This is a genomic window from Streptomyces dysideae, from assembly GCF_001514305.1.
In the GTDB taxonomy this organism is placed as follows: Bacteria; Actinomycetota; Actinomycetes; order Streptomycetales; family Streptomycetaceae; genus Streptomyces; species Streptomyces dysideae.
The window spans coordinates 11,040-25,736 of sequence record NZ_KQ949138.1; the positions used below are offsets into that span (position 1 = coordinate 11,040).

The 14,697-nt window shown below is 68.8% G+C and carries 17 protein-coding genes and 2 pseudogenes; 8 read left to right on the forward strand and 11 right to left on the reverse strand.

Going from position 1 to position 14,697, the window contains the following annotated elements:
* Window positions 1–1,458 (forward strand): RICIN domain-containing protein (locus AQJ91_RS46570; protein WP_067035883.1); only part of this gene is annotated, 1,458 nt, incomplete at its 5' end.
* Window positions 1,459–1,543: 85 nt separating this feature from the next.
* Window positions 1,544–2,926: a glycoside hydrolase family 43 protein gene (locus AQJ91_RS46575; RefSeq protein WP_067035886.1), complete on the forward strand. Its 1,383-nt coding sequence runs from the start codon at window positions 1,544–1,546 to the stop codon at window positions 2,924–2,926.
* A 544-nt stretch (window positions 2,927–3,470) separates the two neighbouring features.
* Here AQJ91_RS46575 and AQJ91_RS46580 read toward each other — a convergent pair.
* From AQJ91_RS46580 to AQJ91_RS46595, 5 genes are all read right to left on the reverse strand, one after another.
* Window positions 3,471–5,006, reverse strand: a complete 1,536-nt coding sequence (locus AQJ91_RS46580) for an ISL3 family transposase (protein ID WP_456113467.1) — start codon at window positions 5,004–5,006, stop codon at window positions 3,471–3,473.
* Between the two features lie 235 nt (window positions 5,007–5,241).
* Complete coding sequence (locus tag AQJ91_RS57655) at window positions 5,242–5,451, reverse strand: protein kinase (RefSeq protein WP_067035889.1); 210 nt, start codon at window positions 5,449–5,451, stop codon at window positions 5,242–5,244.
* Between the two features lie 27 nt (window positions 5,452–5,478).
* Window positions 5,479–5,760, reverse strand: coding sequence for an NAD(P)H-binding protein (locus AQJ91_RS57055; protein WP_234383451.1), 282 nt, complete (start codon window positions 5,758–5,760; stop codon window positions 5,479–5,481).
* Between the two features lie 177 nt (window positions 5,761–5,937).
* Window positions 5,938–6,138, reverse strand: a complete 201-nt coding sequence (locus AQJ91_RS57060) for an NAD(P)H-binding protein (protein ID WP_234383452.1) — start codon at window positions 6,136–6,138, stop codon at window positions 5,938–5,940.
* 106 nt (window positions 6,139–6,244) lie between these two features.
* Window positions 6,245–6,586, reverse strand: a complete 342-nt coding sequence (locus tag AQJ91_RS46595; protein ID WP_324618064.1) for a DoxX family protein — start codon at window positions 6,584–6,586, stop codon at window positions 6,245–6,247.
* 186 nt (window positions 6,587–6,772) lie between these two features.
* On the opposite strand from AQJ91_RS46595, the gene AQJ91_RS46600 reads away from it, so the two are divergent.
* Complete coding sequence (locus AQJ91_RS46600) at window positions 6,773–7,399, forward strand: acyl-CoA-like ligand-binding transcription factor (RefSeq protein ID WP_067035892.1); 627 nt, start codon at window positions 6,773–6,775, stop codon at window positions 7,397–7,399.
* A gap of 299 nt (window positions 7,400–7,698) precedes the next feature.
* Here the strand turns inward: AQJ91_RS46600 and AQJ91_RS46605 are convergent, their stop codons facing one another.
* From AQJ91_RS46605 to AQJ91_RS46620, 4 genes are read right to left on the reverse strand one after another with little or no spacing between them, the layout of a single operon-like run.
* Window positions 7,699–8,466 carry an SDR family NAD(P)-dependent oxidoreductase gene (locus tag AQJ91_RS46605; protein WP_067035895.1) on the reverse strand — a complete coding sequence of 256 codons (768 nt, stop codon included), beginning with the start codon at window positions 8,464–8,466 and terminating at the stop codon, window positions 7,699–7,701.
* Entirely contained in the window at window positions 8,463–9,653 is a 1,191-nt protein-coding gene (locus tag AQJ91_RS46610; RefSeq protein WP_067035897.1) for an NAD(P)/FAD-dependent oxidoreductase, read from the reverse strand. Before AQJ91_RS46610 ends, AQJ91_RS46605 begins: the two co-directional genes overlap by 4 nt.
* Complete coding sequence (locus AQJ91_RS46615) at window positions 9,650–9,847, reverse strand: ferredoxin (RefSeq protein ID WP_067035899.1); 198 nt, start codon at window positions 9,845–9,847, stop codon at window positions 9,650–9,652. Before AQJ91_RS46615 ends, AQJ91_RS46610 begins: the two co-directional genes overlap by 4 nt.
* A 44-nt stretch (window positions 9,848–9,891) precedes the next feature.
* Window positions 9,892–11,097 carry a cytochrome P450 gene (locus AQJ91_RS46620; RefSeq protein ID WP_067035903.1) on the reverse strand — a complete coding sequence of 402 codons (1,206 nt, stop codon included), beginning with the start codon at window positions 11,095–11,097 and terminating at the stop codon, window positions 9,892–9,894.
* A 166-nt stretch (window positions 11,098–11,263) separates the two neighbouring features.
* On the opposite strand from AQJ91_RS46620, the gene AQJ91_RS46625 reads away from it, so the two are divergent.
* A complete protein-coding gene (locus AQJ91_RS46625; protein WP_067035906.1) occupies window positions 11,264–11,917 on the forward strand; it encodes a TetR/AcrR family transcriptional regulator in 654 nt (217 codons plus the stop codon).
* 155 nt (window positions 11,918–12,072) lie between these two features.
* Here the strand turns inward: AQJ91_RS46625 and AQJ91_RS58635 are convergent, their stop codons facing one another.
* The gene (locus AQJ91_RS58635) at window positions 12,073–12,468 is read right to left on the reverse strand and encodes a transposase family protein (protein WP_234383453.1); all 396 of its coding nucleotides are present in this window, start codon (window positions 12,466–12,468) and stop codon (window positions 12,073–12,075) included.
* Window positions 12,469–12,807: 339 nt separating this feature from the next.
* On the opposite strand from AQJ91_RS58635, the gene AQJ91_RS54985 reads away from it, so the two are divergent.
* From AQJ91_RS54985 to AQJ91_RS54990, 4 genes and pseudogenes are all read left to right on the forward strand, one after another.
* On the forward strand, window positions 12,808–12,945 hold the full coding sequence (locus tag AQJ91_RS54985) for a hypothetical protein (protein WP_199848211.1): 138 nt from the start codon (window positions 12,808–12,810) through the stop codon (window positions 12,943–12,945).
* A gap of 183 nt (window positions 12,946–13,128) precedes the next feature.
* Entirely contained in the window at window positions 13,129–13,476 is a 348-nt protein-coding gene (locus AQJ91_RS46635) for a group II intron maturase-specific domain-containing protein (RefSeq protein WP_067035910.1), read from the forward strand.
* Between the two features lie 121 nt (window positions 13,477–13,597).
* Window positions 13,598–14,308: pseudogene (locus AQJ91_RS53160) on the forward strand (ISAzo13-like element transposase-related protein); the annotation flags it as partial.
* Window positions 14,309–14,482, forward strand: a pseudogene (locus tag AQJ91_RS54990) (transposase); the annotation flags it as partial. It abuts the pseudogene before it with no gap.
* 6 nt (window positions 14,483–14,488) lie between these two features.
* Here the strand turns inward: AQJ91_RS54990 and AQJ91_RS46645 are convergent.
* A partial coding sequence (locus tag AQJ91_RS46645) for an IclR family transcriptional regulator domain-containing protein (RefSeq protein ID WP_324618065.1) occupies window positions 14,489–14,697 on the reverse strand: 209 nt, incomplete at its 5' end.

Sequence of the window (14,697 nt, forward strand, 5' to 3'; positions counted from 1 at the left end):
AAGCTGTCCGCGGACGGCAAGTCGCTGGTCGGCCCGTCCACGGTCATCCACCAGTCACAGGGCAGCGAGGCCAACAAGCTGTACAAGATCGACGGTACCTACTACCACCTCTTCAGCGAGGTGAAGTCCGAAGGCCGGGTGCTCATGATGAACCGCGGCTCCAGCCTCTACGGCCCGTTCGAGACCCGGCAGCTGCAGCACGTCAACCCCTCGGTGGACCGCGAGCCCAACCAGGGCGGGCTGGTACAGGCTCCCAACGGCTCATGGCACTTTGTGACCCACCACGGCACCGGCCGCTGGGAGGGACGCGTGCTGTCCCTGCTGCCAGTGACCTGGGTGGACGGCTGGCCGGTCCTGGGTGAGGTGGGCGCGGACGGCATCGGCAACATGGTGTGGACGGGCCAGGTGCCCGCCGGCGGCACGCCCGGTCTGCCGGTCGACGCGCTGCCCTCCGTGGTGACCGGCGACTTGTTCACCGACACCCGCCTCAAGCCTCAGTGGGAGTGGCACTACCAGCCGCGCGCGGACCGGTGGTCGTTGACCGAACGCCCCGGCTACCTGCGGTTGAAGGCGTTCGCACCGCTGGTGGCCGACAACCTGACCAAGGCCGGCAACACCCTCACCCAACGCGTGCTGCGCACCGCGGGCGGCGCGACGGTGACCGTCCGCCTCGAACTGGCCGGCCTCGCCGACGGCCAGCATGCCGGGCTGTGCCACTACGCGGCAACCTACGCCGGGCTGGGTGTCCGGCGCTCCGGGACCACCACCACGATCGCGCACAACGTCGGCGGCACCCTGACCTACGGCCCGGAGATCACCCAGAACGCCGTGTGGCTGCGCACCTCCTGGGACGTCAACGGCGTCAGCCGGTTCTCCTACAGCCTCGACGGGAACGGGTTCACCTCGTTCGGCGGCACCTACCAGCTCACCTGGGGCGGTTACCGAGGTGACCGGGTCGGCCTCTTCACCTACAACCCGAACGGCACCGGCCACGTCGACGTCGACTCGGTGCAGTACACCATCGCGCCCACCAGGGCCTACAAGTGCGTCAGCGTGCGCAGCGGCAAGGTCGCCGACGTCTACCGTGCGTCGAACGCGGACGGCGCCGCGGTGATCCAGTGGCCCGACAACGGCAAGTCGAACCAGCACTGGGCCTTCCAGTCCACCGGGGACGGCTACCACACCATCACCTGCGTCGGCAGCGGCAAGGTGCTCGACGTGGCGGGGTCCTCGACGGCGGACGGAGCGCCGGTGGTGCAGGCGATCGCCGACGGCCGGACAAGCCAGCAGTGGCAGCTGCGCCCGCAGACCGGTGGCGAGTTCGCCCTGGCCAACCGCAACAGCGGCAAGGTACTCGACGTAAAGGGAGGCAGTACTGCAGACGGTGCCGCGCTGATCCAGTACCGCGACGTCGGCAGCACCAACCAGCGATGGACCTTTCAGCGCGTCACCGGCTAGGAACCCTTGAGGGGCCCTTGCAGGAAGAAGACTGGACTTTCGATGCGCCACTTCCCCACCCCTGTACACCCCCTGGAGACATCAGATGAGCGCAAGCGCAACTCCCCTCCCGTCGCGCCGGCTGTTCCTCGGCATGGCCACGGCCGTGCCGCTGTCCATGACCGGCGCGCTGACCATCGGCAGCCAGTCCGCGGCCGCCGCGACCGGCTCCCCGTTTGTCATGGGCTACTTCACCCAGTCACCGAGAGGCCTTGGCACGGACTACGGCCTGCACCTCGCGGTCAGCACCGACGCGCTGCAGTGGATGCCGCTGAACCAGAACAACGCCGTCGTGACCCCGACCGGGGGCACGGGTGGCCTGCGCGACCCCTTCATCCTGCCCAAGCAGGACGGCACCTTCGTCGTCATGGCGACTGACCTGAAGGGAACCAACTGGAATCTGCAGAGCCAGTACATCCACGTCTGGGACTCCGCCGACCTGCGCTCCTTCGACAACTACCGCCTGCTGAAGCTGCACTCGATGGCCACCCACACCTGGGCGCCCGAAGCCTTCTGGGACGCCTCCCGCGGCCAGTACGCCATCATCTACTCGTCCGTCAACAGCAGCGGACACAACGTGATCATGGTGAACTACACCACGGATTTCAAGACGGTGACGGCACCGCAGGTCTTCTTCGACCCGGGCTACGACATCATCGACGGCTCCCTGGCCTTGGGTGTGAACGGCGTCAACTACCTGTACTTCAAGCGGAACAACGCCCTCGTGGGTGCGAGGTCCACCTCCCTCGACCCGGGCAGTTTCACCGTCTTCACCTCGGGCTTGGCACCGCAAGGAGGCATCGAGGGCCCGATCCTCGCCCAGGCTTCCGGCACCTGGTACCTGTGGGGCGACGCCAACGCGCTGTTCTACGCCTGGCAGACCAGCGACCTCTCCACCGGCACCTGGACCGCCACCGACCGGCGCATCTACACCCAGCCGCTGAACTCCAAGCACGCCGACATCAAGCCGATCCCCCAGACGGTGTACGACAACATGGTCGCCAAGTGGGGCAGGCCCGCCTGGAACCGGCTGAAGTCCTACAACTTCCCGGACAGATACTGGCGGCACGCCGACTACATCGGCCGCATCGACCCGTACCCGTTCGACCCGTACACCGACTCGCAATGGAAGCTGGTGCCGGGGCTGGCCGAATCCTCCGGCGTCTCCTTCCAGTCCGTCAACCAGCCGACCCGCTACCTGCGGCACTCCTACTACCAGCTGCGACTGGACGCCAACGACGGCACCACGACGTTCGCCAAGGACGCCACCTTCCACAAGACCGCCGGGCTCGCCGACCCGTCCTGGTCGTCGTTCCGCTCGTACAACTACCCCGACCGCTACATCCGGCACTACGACTACGTGCTGCGCATCGACCCGATCTCCACCGCCGGCGGCCGGGCCGACGCCACGTTCTCCGTCTGGTACTGAGCCACACCACCGAGGCCCGCACAGAGAGGGGCGCCGTTGGACGGCTGAGCGCCCTGCCTCTCAATCTGGACGCTCAGCAAGCGAATACCTCGCCGTATGCAGGAACTCAAGGGGCCGCTCTCTTCTGATACTTTGCGGAAGCGCGGCAACACAAGCCAACCGTCCGCAGAACCGGTAAGTGCCAGACAGCGGCAACTTCTGTGGGCCCTGGAGGACATTCCCGACCTGTTGACCGGCCAAGGCGCGCACGGCCCCGCGCCCTCCGACAGCGCGGCGCCGAGAACCTGGTGACCCCGCCGTGCCCGCAGTGCGGCCGAAGCGTCCCTCTCTCCAACGTTCGTGACGGGCTCCGCTGCTGCTACGACTGCCGCAGGGCCTTGGACGCGGAGCCATGCCACCGCTGCGGACGGACACGTCCGGCGATTGGCCGCACCCACGACGGCCAACCTCTGTGCGACTCCTGCCGCTACCACAATGAGGTTCCCCCTGTGGGAGTGTCTAATCAACGGCCCTGTCTCACATTCGGTGGTGACGGAGAGTGCTGTTATCCGAGGAGGATGCGGTGGCGGAGCAGGGTGAAGCCTGCTCGTCCGTGCATCTGGCGCGCGATCCGTTTGGTCTTGGTGTTGACGCCTTCGGTGGGGCCGTTGCTGTACGGAAGCGTGAGTCCGGCGATCACGGCGTCGATGTCCCGGTCCAGGCCCTGGGTGAAGGCGTGCAGATGAGGCAGGTCGGATGCTCGGATCTGGGCGATCCAGCGCGTGAGCGCGTCGGCATTGTCGGCGTGAGGCGCAAGTAGCGGGGCGAAGTCTCGGATGCCGACGGCCAGTTGGGTCATCTCGGGGCAGGCGCCGGTGAGCTTGGCCAGGAGCTCGTGTTGCTCGGCCTTGAGGTTGCCGGGCCTGGTCAGCAGCATCCGGGCGAGCCGGCGCGGGGAGATATGGCTGCGGTCGGCGTCCGCGCGGCCCTGGTTGATGTACTTGTGCAAGAGGTTCAGGCAGCCCGTGAAGCCGAGAATTTTGATCTCTTCGAAGAGGTGCAGGACCGGGACGCCGGGGTCCTCTGCCCGGCGTTTGCGCAGGTGCTCGCGGTAGGGATCGACCAGGCTGGCGCGGTACTTGGGAACGCGGAGCATCCGCTCGGGCTTCTCGGCACGCGCGTAGCGTTTGACGGTGTTCAGGGCCAGCTGCAGGCGGCGGGCGCATTCGAGCAGGCCAACGCCCTGGTCGAGCAGGCCATGGACCTGGTGCCAGCGTTCGAGGGTGGTCTGGGCGCGGGGCCCGTCGTAGATTGGCGCGTCCAGGACCGCGGCCCAGCAACTGCTGTGCGCCTTCACCTCACTCAGGGCGGCTTCACACAGGTTCTTCCATAAATGCCAGCGATCACCGATCTGGACTGCGTCGGGCAGGGCGCGGCGGATGGCCTCAGCGTAGGTCGCCGAGCCGTCACGGCACACGGCCTCAATGCCCGGATGCTCGCGCAGCCATGCCTCCAGCGTGTCGGCCGTGCGGTCGGGCAGCACGTCGATCCGCTCATGGGTCTCGGCATCGATGATTACGGTGGCATAGCGGTGCCGCCGGCGCAGGGCGAAGTCATCGACGCCGATCACACGGGGCATCCGCCCCGTGGGCAACGGGATCCGCAGCAGGGTACGCAGGGCCGTGTGACGCGACAAGCCCACCGCGAGCATCACCAGCAGACGTGCCCCCGCCCGTCCCGCTAACTCTTTGACCACGGCCTTGACTTGCCTGGTCAGACGGGCCGTGCGTCGCTGGTATCGCTCCAGGACCTCGGGCACCTGTTCGCGGAAGGTTTGCCGGCAGCCACGGGTGGGGCACACCAGACGCCGCACCCGCACACGGACCACCACCCGACGGTCGTCGACCGGTACGTCGGCGGCCGTCCGCCAGTGATAGCCGTGCACGCGTCCCGACGACGCCCCGCACACCGGACAGTCGGCGGTGTCCTGCGGAGTCCGTGCCCGCACCACGATCCGCTCGCCCTCGTCGGCCACATCCTCAATGACCAGCGGGGCCAGGCCCGAAAACACCGTCTGCACAAGCTCGTTGACATCCTTCACGAGGATGCCAACGACCCTCACGACTCTCTGTCACCACCGAATGTGAGACAGGGCCGTTAAATTGACACACCCGCCGCCGATTGCAGTACGGCGGCGTTGCCGTGTGGTGGTGATGCGCGTGGCGGGCCTTCTGACGGGTGTCTTTCCCGCTGCTGCGGGCCCTGCTGGTGCTGACGAACAGGGAAGTCGCCCGCACGTGCAGCTTTCACGATGCTCCGTGCTCATTTTGGCCGTCTCAGCGCGCGGAATCCCATGCGGCTGCCGTCAGCTGGGCAAGCGGCACAGACCCGGGCCCGTTGATCTCATCCTGGACTGGGCAGGTCAGCTGGCGAGCCGCCCGCGAGGAGGCGGCGGCGGCGAAGCGGGCGATCCCGAAGTCGCCGGGCTTCAGGGTGCGGTCGGCCGTCAGCATCACGTTGGCGGGCTCGATGTCCCGGTGGATCACCCCCTGGGGTGCAGAGCGTGGGACGTGTCAGTTTCGTGTGTTCCAGACGAGCGGTGCCTTGCGGATCCATGTGCCCTGCTCGACGGTGTCCAGGAGCAATTCGGCGACGTCGGCGCGGCTGATCCGCGTGCCCCGCTTGTCGGTGCCTGCCTCGGCGGCCCGCAGCGGAGCGCCGGCCGGCTTGTTGGAGAGAGCGACTGGCCTGGCGAGGGTCCGGTCGGTGTCGGAGGCGCGGACGACCCGGTCGGCGCCGTGGTGGTCGTCGTAGGCGGCCTTGAGCTTGGACACGTTGATCAGGGCCCTGAACACCGGGTTGATCCGGGCCAGTCGTCTGCGGCGCTCTGCGTAGAGGTCACGACGATCCGGCGGATGTTCTGCTCGCCCATCACGGTGAGGGCGTCGCGGGTGACGTGGGTCATGAACATGGGCGGGCTGACGGGTTTGGCCCAGGGGTTTCGGAGGCGCGGGAGTTGTTGAGTGCGCTGATCACCGCCTCGCTGCCCTGGGCTGCTTGCGGATGTCGTCGATGTTTGAGGGCGTGCCCTGGATCAGCTCGACGCCGGCCGGGGCCTGGACGGCTTCGGGGTTGCGCACCAGTGCGCGGACGCGGTGACCGCGTGCGGCGGCCCGTTCCAGGACATGAATCCCGAGGCGGCCACTGCCGCCGAGGATGAGCAGGTTGGTCATGAGGATCCCCTTGAGGGAAAAGATCGGTGGCCGGGGTGCCGGTCACGGGCCGCTTCCGGGCCGGGCGGTCTGATCACCGCGTCCGCCCGGTTCCTGGCGGTAGGGGTCAGAAGCTGTACGGGCCGAAGCGGCCCCAGGCCACCAGCGCGGCCAGGATCAGCAGGACGGTGTTGAAGGCGATGGCGCCGGGTTCCTTGCGTCGGGCGTGGGCGATCGCGGCCAGCACCATCACCACGACCAGGCCGGTCGCGGCCAGCGGGGTAAGCACGGGGGCTATGCCGGTGGCCGCGGGCAGGATCAGCCCGAGGGCGGCGGCGAACTCCACGATGCCGATGAAGCGGACGGTGCCCTGGGAGAAGTCGGCCACCCAGGGCAGCTGTTCGGTCAGCTTGTCCCTGGGCCGGGTGGACTTCGTGACACCGCCCATGGCGAACATGGCGGCGAGCACGGCTGCACGATCCAGAGGAAGACGTTCACGGGAGAGGACCTTTCGGGGAAGGAGGAAACGCGGAGCCTTGCCCACCGCTGTGGCCCAATTGCCCACTGCCGCATTTCGCAGCAGACTGCCATGCATGGCACACTGGGTCAAGCCGGTCCCGGCAGGACCAACTCGGCGCAAGGTAACATCGGGGTCGTGGTGGATTTGAACGCAGCCCCAAGGGCCAACATCGCGGAGCGCAAGCGTCAGCTCGTACGCAACGAACTGGCCTTGGCCGCGGTGACGTTGCTGGCTGATCAGGGATTCGAGGAGACGACGGTCGACCAGATAGTGGCCGCCGTGGGGATGTCACGTCGCACGTTCTCCCGCTATTTCCAGTCCAAGGAAGACGTGGTGGTGCACCTGCTCGCGGGAGCCGGTGCGCAGATGTGCGCGGAACTGAGCGCCCGGCCCGACGATGAGCCACCCGCGCCGGCGCTGCGTCACGCACTGTCCGTGTTCACCTCCGTGTGCGACGCCGATCCGGACAGGACGCTGCACGTGAGCAGGCTGATCCTGGACACGCCGGCCCTACTGGCCCGGTTCCTGGAGCGGCAGTCGCAGTGGCAGGCCGAGATGGCCGGCATCCTCGCCCGGCGCACGGGACTCGATCCCGACGCCGGCCTGCGCCCCGCCCTCGCCGCCGGCGTCGCCCTCACCGCGTACCAGGCCGCGCTGCGCCGCTGGGTGGACAGCGACGGCACCAAGCCGATGGACGAGCTGGTCGACGAGGCTTTCACGATGATCACCCCGGCCCTCGACCTCAGCACTGACCCGAACTGAACCCGCCCTCGGCCCGGCAGGCGTCGGCCCCTATGCCGAGGCCGAGCGCCTCCAGCCGCTGCACTGCGCAACTCCTGCATGCCGGCGCTCCGTCGGGAGGACATCGACAACCGTCGAACTCGCGAGGGCCGCACCCGGCCGGGCCGTTCCCGCAGCGGGACGTACACCCCGCCCTACGCCGCATCCGCGCCCGCACGAGGATCCGCTCGTCCCTCGGGAAGCGACCTCACAGGGCATGGGCATGGGCATGCGGTGGCCGGCCCCCGATGCGCGGGCCGGGCACCGCATGGGTGGCTGGGTCAGACGGCCGACCAGCCGTTGTCGACGGGGAGCACGGCGCCGCTGATGTTGCTCGCCGCGTCCGAGGCGAGGAACACGATGGCCGCGGCGACTTCCTCCGCCGCCGCTACGCGGCCCACGTTCTCTTGGTAGCGGCCTACGATCGAGGCGCCGTCGCCGTCGAAGGTGACGGTGTCGGTGATGTGGGTCCGGGTGCCGCCGGGGGCGATGGCGTTGACGCGGATGCCGCGGTCCCGGTACATGACCGCGGTCGACTTCGTCAGATCGATGATCCCGTGCTTGGAGACGGTGTACGCGGTGCCGGCGGCGCTGCCGCGCAGAGCCGCCTCCGAGGCCGTGTTGACGATGGCGCCGTTGCCGCGGGCCAGCATGTGGGGCAGGGCGGCGCGGGTGAGCAGGAACGGAGCGGTGAGGTTGATCCGTATGACTCGCTCCCATTCCGCGTCGCTCACGTCGGCGGTGGCGGTCATGGTGTCCATGATTCCGGCGTTGTTGACGAGCACGCCGAGGTCGCCGAAGGACTCGACGGCGGTGGTGATGACCTCGTCGACCGTGCCCTGGTCGCTGAGGTCGCCGACGACCGTGCGGGCGGTGCCGCCGTTCGCCTCGATCTCCTTGGCGACGGCCTCGGCGCCGACGGGATTGATGTCCGCGACAAGAACTTGGGCCCCCAGGCTCGCGAACCGCAGCGCGGTGGCGCGTCCGATGCCGGACCCGGCGCCGGTGACGACGACGCCCCGTCCCTCGAAGTCGGTGGTGTCAGTCATGCTGCCGCTCCTTCCAGGAGGGATGTCGCCTGGCGCCAGGGGGTGCTGGCGGCGATGGCCTGCTGCCAGGGGCGGGTGGTCTTGGGCGGCATGCCGGCTGCCAGGACGCCGGTGAGACGGTCGCCGGTGCGGTAGACGGCGGTGAACTTGCGTTCTTCCAGGCTGCCTTCGGCGATCCGCATCTCGTCGTGGCCGCGCAGGTAGCCGTAGGCGCGGATCTTCAGGTCGTACTGGTCGGACCAGAAGTAGGGGACGGGCGCGAAGGGCCGCTGGGCGCCGAGGAGGTTGCGGGCGGCGGCCATGCCCTGTTCGGCGGCGTTGGTGCGGTGCTCGATGCGCATCGAGGTGCGGAAGAGCCGGTTGTGCCAGCGGGCCACGTCGCCCGCGCCGTACACCCCGGGCGCGGCGGCGGAGAACTCGTCGCAGACCAGCCCGTCGTCGAGGGTGAGGCCGCTGCCGGTCAGCCACTCGGTGTTGGGCCGGGAACCGACGGCCACCAACACCGTGTCGGCCTCGACCACGCTGCCGTCGTCGAGGCGTACGCCGCCGGGGACGACCTCGCTGACCCCGGTCCCGGTGCGCAGGTCCACGCCGTGGTCGAAGTGGGCCTGGGCGAGCATCCGGCCGACGTCCTCGCCGACCGCGTGGGCCAGCGGGACGGGCGCGGGTTCCAGGAGGGTCACGTGGGTGCCCAGGCCGGCCGCCACCGACGCGGCCTCGGCGCCGAGGAATCCGGCGCCGACCACGGCCAGTGTGCGGCCGGGGCCGAGGCGGTCCTTCAGGGCGAGGGCGTCGTCCAGGGTGCGCAGGACGTGGGCCGGCGTGCCGGGCAGGCGCCGGGGGCGCACTCCGGTGGCCACGATCAGTCCGTCGTACGGCACCTCCGTACCGTCGGCCAGCAGCACGGTGCCCTCGGCGACACTCGTGCCGATGGCCTCGCGGCCGTAGCGGGTGTCCAGGTCAAGGGCGTCGAGGTCGGCCTGGGTGCGCAGGGGCAGTCGGTCGGGACTCCAGGCGCCGGAGAGAGTCTCCTTCGACAGGGGCGGGCGGTCGTAGGGGGCGTCGGGTTCGTCGCCGATGAGGGTGAGGGGGCCGGTGTGGCCCTCGCGGCGGAGGGTTTCGGCGGCGGCGAGGCCGGCCGCGGAGGCGCCGACGATGACCACGCGGCTGGTCGTGGTCGCGGTCACGACTCCTCCAGGCGGATGGCGGCCGCCGGGCAGACGGTGGCGGATTCGCGGACGGCGTCGTGGAGTTCGGCCGGCGGGTTGTCGTCGAGGAGGACGACCATGCCGTCCTCCTCGCGCTGGTCGAAGACGTCGGGGGCGAGCAGTACGCACTGGCCCGACGCGACGCACTTGGGGACGTCGACTTCTACATGCATGACGTTTCTTCCCTGCTCTCGGTGGGGGGATCGGGTGGTTGCGGTCACCAGGTGACGGGCAGTTCGCGGACGCCGTAGACGGCGGTGGCCTGCTTGAAGGCGATCTCCTCCATCGGTACGGCGATCTTCAGGTCGGGAAGCCGGCGGAAGACTTCGGGCAGGGCGATCTGGAGTTCGGCGCGGGCCAGCGGCTGGCCCAGGCACTGGTGGATGCCGTAGCCGAAGGCCAGGTGCTGGCGGACGTTGGCACGCTCCAGGTCCAGGTCGTCGGGGTTCGTGAAGAACTCCGGGTCGCGGTTGGCGACGTGGACGGGAATGATCACGCCCTCGCCCGCGTGGATGGTCACGCCGCCGATGGTGACGTCGTCGATGGCGGTGCGGCGCAGTCCGCCGTGCACGATGGACAGGTAGCGCAGGAGTTCCTCCACCGCGCTCGCGACCTGGTCCGGTCCGCCGAGGATGTGCGGGATCTGGTCGGGGTGGTTGAGGAGGGTGATGGTGCTCAGCGCGATCATGTTCGCCGTCGTCTCATGCCCGGCGAACAGCAGGAAGGCGCTCAGGTCGGCGGCGTCCTGGTCGGTGATGACGCCCTCGTCCACCTGTGCGGCGAGCCGGGTGACCACGTCGTCGCCGGGGGTGGCGCGCTTGGTCTGCACGAGGCGCAGCAGATACTCGCCGAGGTTGGCGAACGCCCGGGCGGCCTCCTCTCCCGTGGCATTCAGGTCTACGAGGGTCTTCGACTGCTCCTGGAAGAACGGGTGTTCCTCGTAGGGGACGCCGAGCAGTTCGCAGATGACCAGGGAGGGAAGCGGCAGCGCGAAGTGCTCCACGAAGTCGGCGGGGCCGCTCAGCTTGGTCAGGTCGGTGAGGAGTTCGTCGGTCAGGCGGGCGATGGCCGGGCGCAGCGTGTCGATGCGCTTGATCATGAACTCGCGGGTCAGGGTGCGCCGCATCGCCGCGTGGATAGGGTCGTCGAAGTTCTGGAAGAAGCCGCGCGGGGCCGGCTGCTCATCTTCCTTGAAGTTGGGTGCGCCGGGGTGCGTCGGGTCGGTGCTGAACGCCGGGCTCCCCAGCACCGCCCGGGCGTCCTCCCAGCGGGTCACCAGCCACGGAGTGAGGCGCCCCTCCCACAGGGAGACACGCGTGACGGGCTGTTCCTCACGCAGCCGCTCATACAGCGGAGGGGGGTCCAGGGGAGCGTCCTGCGGGCGGGTGAGCGTGAACGCGGGGACGTTCGGAGACGAGGCCATGACTGTGCCTTTCCAGCATCGGTTAACGCTGTTAGTCGAAGCATTGTTAGACTAACAGCGTTAATCGATGAATCGGAAGCCGGCATCGGACCTGACGAGGCGCCGACTGTCGGAGGCGGAGTGCACCGAGGGTCGGTAGGCTGCTGCCGGCAGCGAGGAGGGGGCCATGAAGTCGCAGGTCAAGCGGATGCCCAATGTGCGGGGCGAGGGCGAGCGGCTGCGGCAGGAGATCCTCGACGCGGCGACCCGCATCCTGGAGGAGACGGGCCGCGAGGACGCGCTGTCCCTGCGCGGGGTCGCCCGCGAGGTCGGCATTTCCGCGCCCAGCGTCTACCGGCACTTCAAGGACAAGGGCGACCTGGTCTCCACCGTCCTCGATGCCGCCTACCGCACACTGGCCGTCGCGATGAGCAAGGCCGGCGAGTCGGCCGCCGCCGCAGGCGCGGACCCGTGGGCGCGCGTGCGGGCCACCGTCACGGCCTACCGCAGGTTCGCCATCGACAAGCCCCGCCGCTACCAGTTGATGTTCAGCCTGGAATACGAGCCCGAGCGTCGGCCCTCCGCCGACCACCCCATCGGCACCGTGCTCCAGGCGTGGACCGATACGGCTGACGCCTACCTCACCGAAGCAGCCCCCGGCCGTCGGGCGGAGGCGCAGGACTTGGGTATCCACCTGTGGACCGCCCTGCACGGCCAGCTCGTCCTGTGGCGCACCCTGCCGAGCCCCGTCGCCGGCAGCGAAGACGTCCTGATCGAACTGGAGGAGTCCCTGCTGCGACGCCTCCTCCCGACACCGGAGACTCCGAGCCCCACCGAGTGACAGGCCAGGCACACTCCCTGCTCCCGGAAGACACGCGGGAGCGCCCGATCACTGAGCACTGTGCATCGTGAAGTTGCTGGTCACGGTTCTGGTGTGTGTGGGGTTCGGGATGCTCGTGCTGGTCGTGGGTGGATGACTTCGGTGAAGATCGTCGGTCATCGGGAAAGTTCGCGGTTTGTGAGGACGAGCAGGGACCTGACCAGGGCGGTCGCCCACGTCGGGTCGGTGCGGACCTTGCCGAGCACGCGCCAGTTCTTGAGGTGGGCGAAGCCGTGCTCCACCGGTGCCCGGACCGCTGCCAGTGCGGTGTTCGACAGCTTCTGGCCGCGGGTCAGGGGCCGGTTCCGGGCGGCCTTGTAGCCGGTGATCACCGCCGGGTCGGCGTCGGGACGATGATCGACGCCGCGATCGAGACGGCCGTGGCGGAGCTCACGCCCCTGCCCGGGGGTGCGTACCGGGCCACCGGCCGGGCCCAGGTCGGCCACTACCGCCGTCACCGCCAGTGCCCGCTGCCATTGGCCAAGCCGCGTCCGCCGCACGACCGCAGCCACGCGCCCTGTCGGCCCAAGAGCGGGCCACCGTGCGGTCGCCGCTCAACACCGGCGACTTCGCCGACACGGGCCCGGCATCGGTTTACCACCAGCTGTTCGACCAAGGCGTGTACGTGGCCGGCGTGTCCACCATGTACCGCATCCTGCGCGAGCACGACGAGGTCCGTGAGCGTCGCCGCCACGCCGTCCACCCGGCGCACGCCGAACCGGAACTGCCGGCCACCCGCCCGGACGAGATCCGGTCCTGGGACGTAACGCGGCTGCGCGGACCGGGCAAACGGGTCTTTCTGCCACCTGTACTCGATCATCGACATCTACAGCCGCTAGACCGTCGTCCGGATGGTCGCCGTCCGCGCCGACGTCCTGACCGCCGTCTACCAGCGCAACCCCGAACGGTTCGTCAACAAGCCACCCACCCCGCCGATCGTCCCCACCAACGTGTGGATCAACCAGCCGGACGACCACGCCGCCCAGTGATCATCTCGGACGCCGGCGACCCCGGCTCACTCGACAAACCCTGAAACCGACCGACTCACCAGGCTTGACACCTTCCGCGTCTCGTCGTCGACCAGGACGAGGCCGCCACCATCCGGGTTCTCCACGTGGCGGCGGGCTCGGCCTTGCACCGAGCCCGCCGCGCGCAAGGCCCTCAAGGCCGCGATGGACAAGGTCAAGGCGATCCGCCGCGGAACTGCCACCGGCCTGCCGCTGGACGAACTGCTCATCCAGATCAACCGGACGCTGCTCGGCTGGTGCATGTACTTCCGCCCCGGGGTGTCCAGCGCAACCTTCCAGTACCTGAGCTCGTACACGTGGGCCCAGGTCATGAAATGGCTGCGCCGCAAGCACCACCGGATCAACAGGAAGGACCTCCGCCGCCGCTACTGCGGCGGGGGTTGGTGGCCGACAGGGGAGGAACGGACGCTGTTCGATCCCGGAAAGGTACGCACCACGCGCTACCGATACCGAGGGACAGCCATCCCTTCTCCCTGGCCAACCGCCGGATGAAGACAATCATCAACAGCCGGACGGGACTTGTGGAGCGCCCGGTGCCGCGAGAGTGGCACGCCGGGTGCGGGAAGCGGCCCAGAGAAACGGCTCGATCGAAAGACGAGACCGCGCTCTGGGCCGACTTCACCACCGGATGTTCTGCCATATCACCGCCAATTGGCGCGGTCGGCCGCTGACCAGCTACCAAGTCGTGCTCGAGACGATCGCCGCAACGACCACTGCGACCGGGCTGAGGATCGGCGCCGAGCTGGACACTGGCGACTACGCCCTCGGCACCACCGTCACGACCGCCGAGTTCCGTGCCCTGCCGATCACACCCGATTGCGTTCCACGGCAACTGGAACTACACCCTGGCCCCGCATCCCCCAAACCCTTCCGAAGAACCGGCGACTCGTCGGCCGATCGATCCCGCCCTGACCTTGATGCTTACCGATCCGACGCTGACCGGCATGGCTCGCTCGGAGTTCGCACACCTCGTGGCGGTCTCGGAACCGTACTGGGACGCCCTGGCCGAGGCAGCCTTCCAGCGTCGCTTCCACCGCCCCCGGGGCTACCTCCATCCGCAGACCAGCAGCCTGGACCACTTCCACCGACTGCTTGCCGCACTCCTGCGCCGCCGCAAGGCCGCAACCAGCACCCTGATGGCCCAGATGCTGAGCGTCACACGCACCAACCTGTCCAATCAGTTCCAGGACGGCCACCGAATTCTCGACCTGCATCGCATTGCCGTCACACCGATACCTGGCTCACCTGCGCGCACGCTCCAGCAACTGCAAACTCGTCTAACGTCCGTGGCGAACACCCCTACAGATCAACTCTGACAGTTATTTATGGACAAGCCCTGGGCGGGATCGGCCTGTGCCAGGTCGCGGTGCACCTGTCCTACGTGACCACGGACGGGCACGCGCTGATCGACCGTCGCCTGTACGCGGGCGAGGACTGGGCCGGTGACGACGAGCGCCGCGAGGTGACCGGGGTGCTCGACGAGACGGTGTTCGCCACTAGCTAGCTAGCCGGGGACCTTCAGCTCGGCCTCGATGTCGGCGGCGGTGGCCAGGAGCGGCGGCAGCAGATCGTGGCGTATCGAGTCCGGCGTTCGCCTGCTGACGTGGGTGGAGAGGTTGATTCCTGCCACCACCCGTCGTGCTTCGTTCCGGATGGGTACGCCGATCGATACCAGACCCTGTTCCAGTTCCTGGTCCACCAGGCACCAGCCCT

Bases quoted from the DNA above. Each gene is read 5' to 3' on its own strand.
- AQJ91_RS46625 (WP_067035906.1), top strand. From the start codon at position 11,264: ATGAAGTCGCAGGTCAAGCGGATGCCCAATGTGCGGGGCGAGGGCGAG.
- AQJ91_RS46575 (WP_067035886.1), top strand. From the start codon at position 1,544: ATGAGCGCAAGCGCAACTCCCCTCCCGTCGCGCCGGCTGTTCCTCGGC.
- AQJ91_RS46635 (WP_067035910.1), top strand. From the start codon at position 13,129: ATGGACAAGGTCAAGGCGATCCGCCGCGGAACTGCCACCGGCCTGCCG.
- AQJ91_RS46615 (WP_067035899.1), bottom strand. From the start codon at position 9,847: ATGCATGTAGAAGTCGACGTCCCCAAGTGCGTCGCGTCGGGCCAGTGC.
- AQJ91_RS46620 (WP_067035903.1), bottom strand. From the start codon at position 11,097: ATGGCCTCGTCTCCGAACGTCCCCGCGTTCACGCTCACCCGCCCGCAG.
- AQJ91_RS57060 (WP_234383452.1), bottom strand. From the start codon at position 6,138: ATGACCAACCTGCTCATCCTCGGCGGCAGTGGCCGCCTCGGGATTCAT.
- AQJ91_RS54985 (WP_199848211.1), top strand. From the start codon at position 12,808: ATGGTCGCCGTCCGCGCCGACGTCCTGACCGCCGTCTACCAGCGCAAC.
- AQJ91_RS46605 (WP_067035895.1), bottom strand. From the start codon at position 8,466: ATGACTGACACCACCGACTTCGAGGGACGGGGCGTCGTCGTCACCGGC.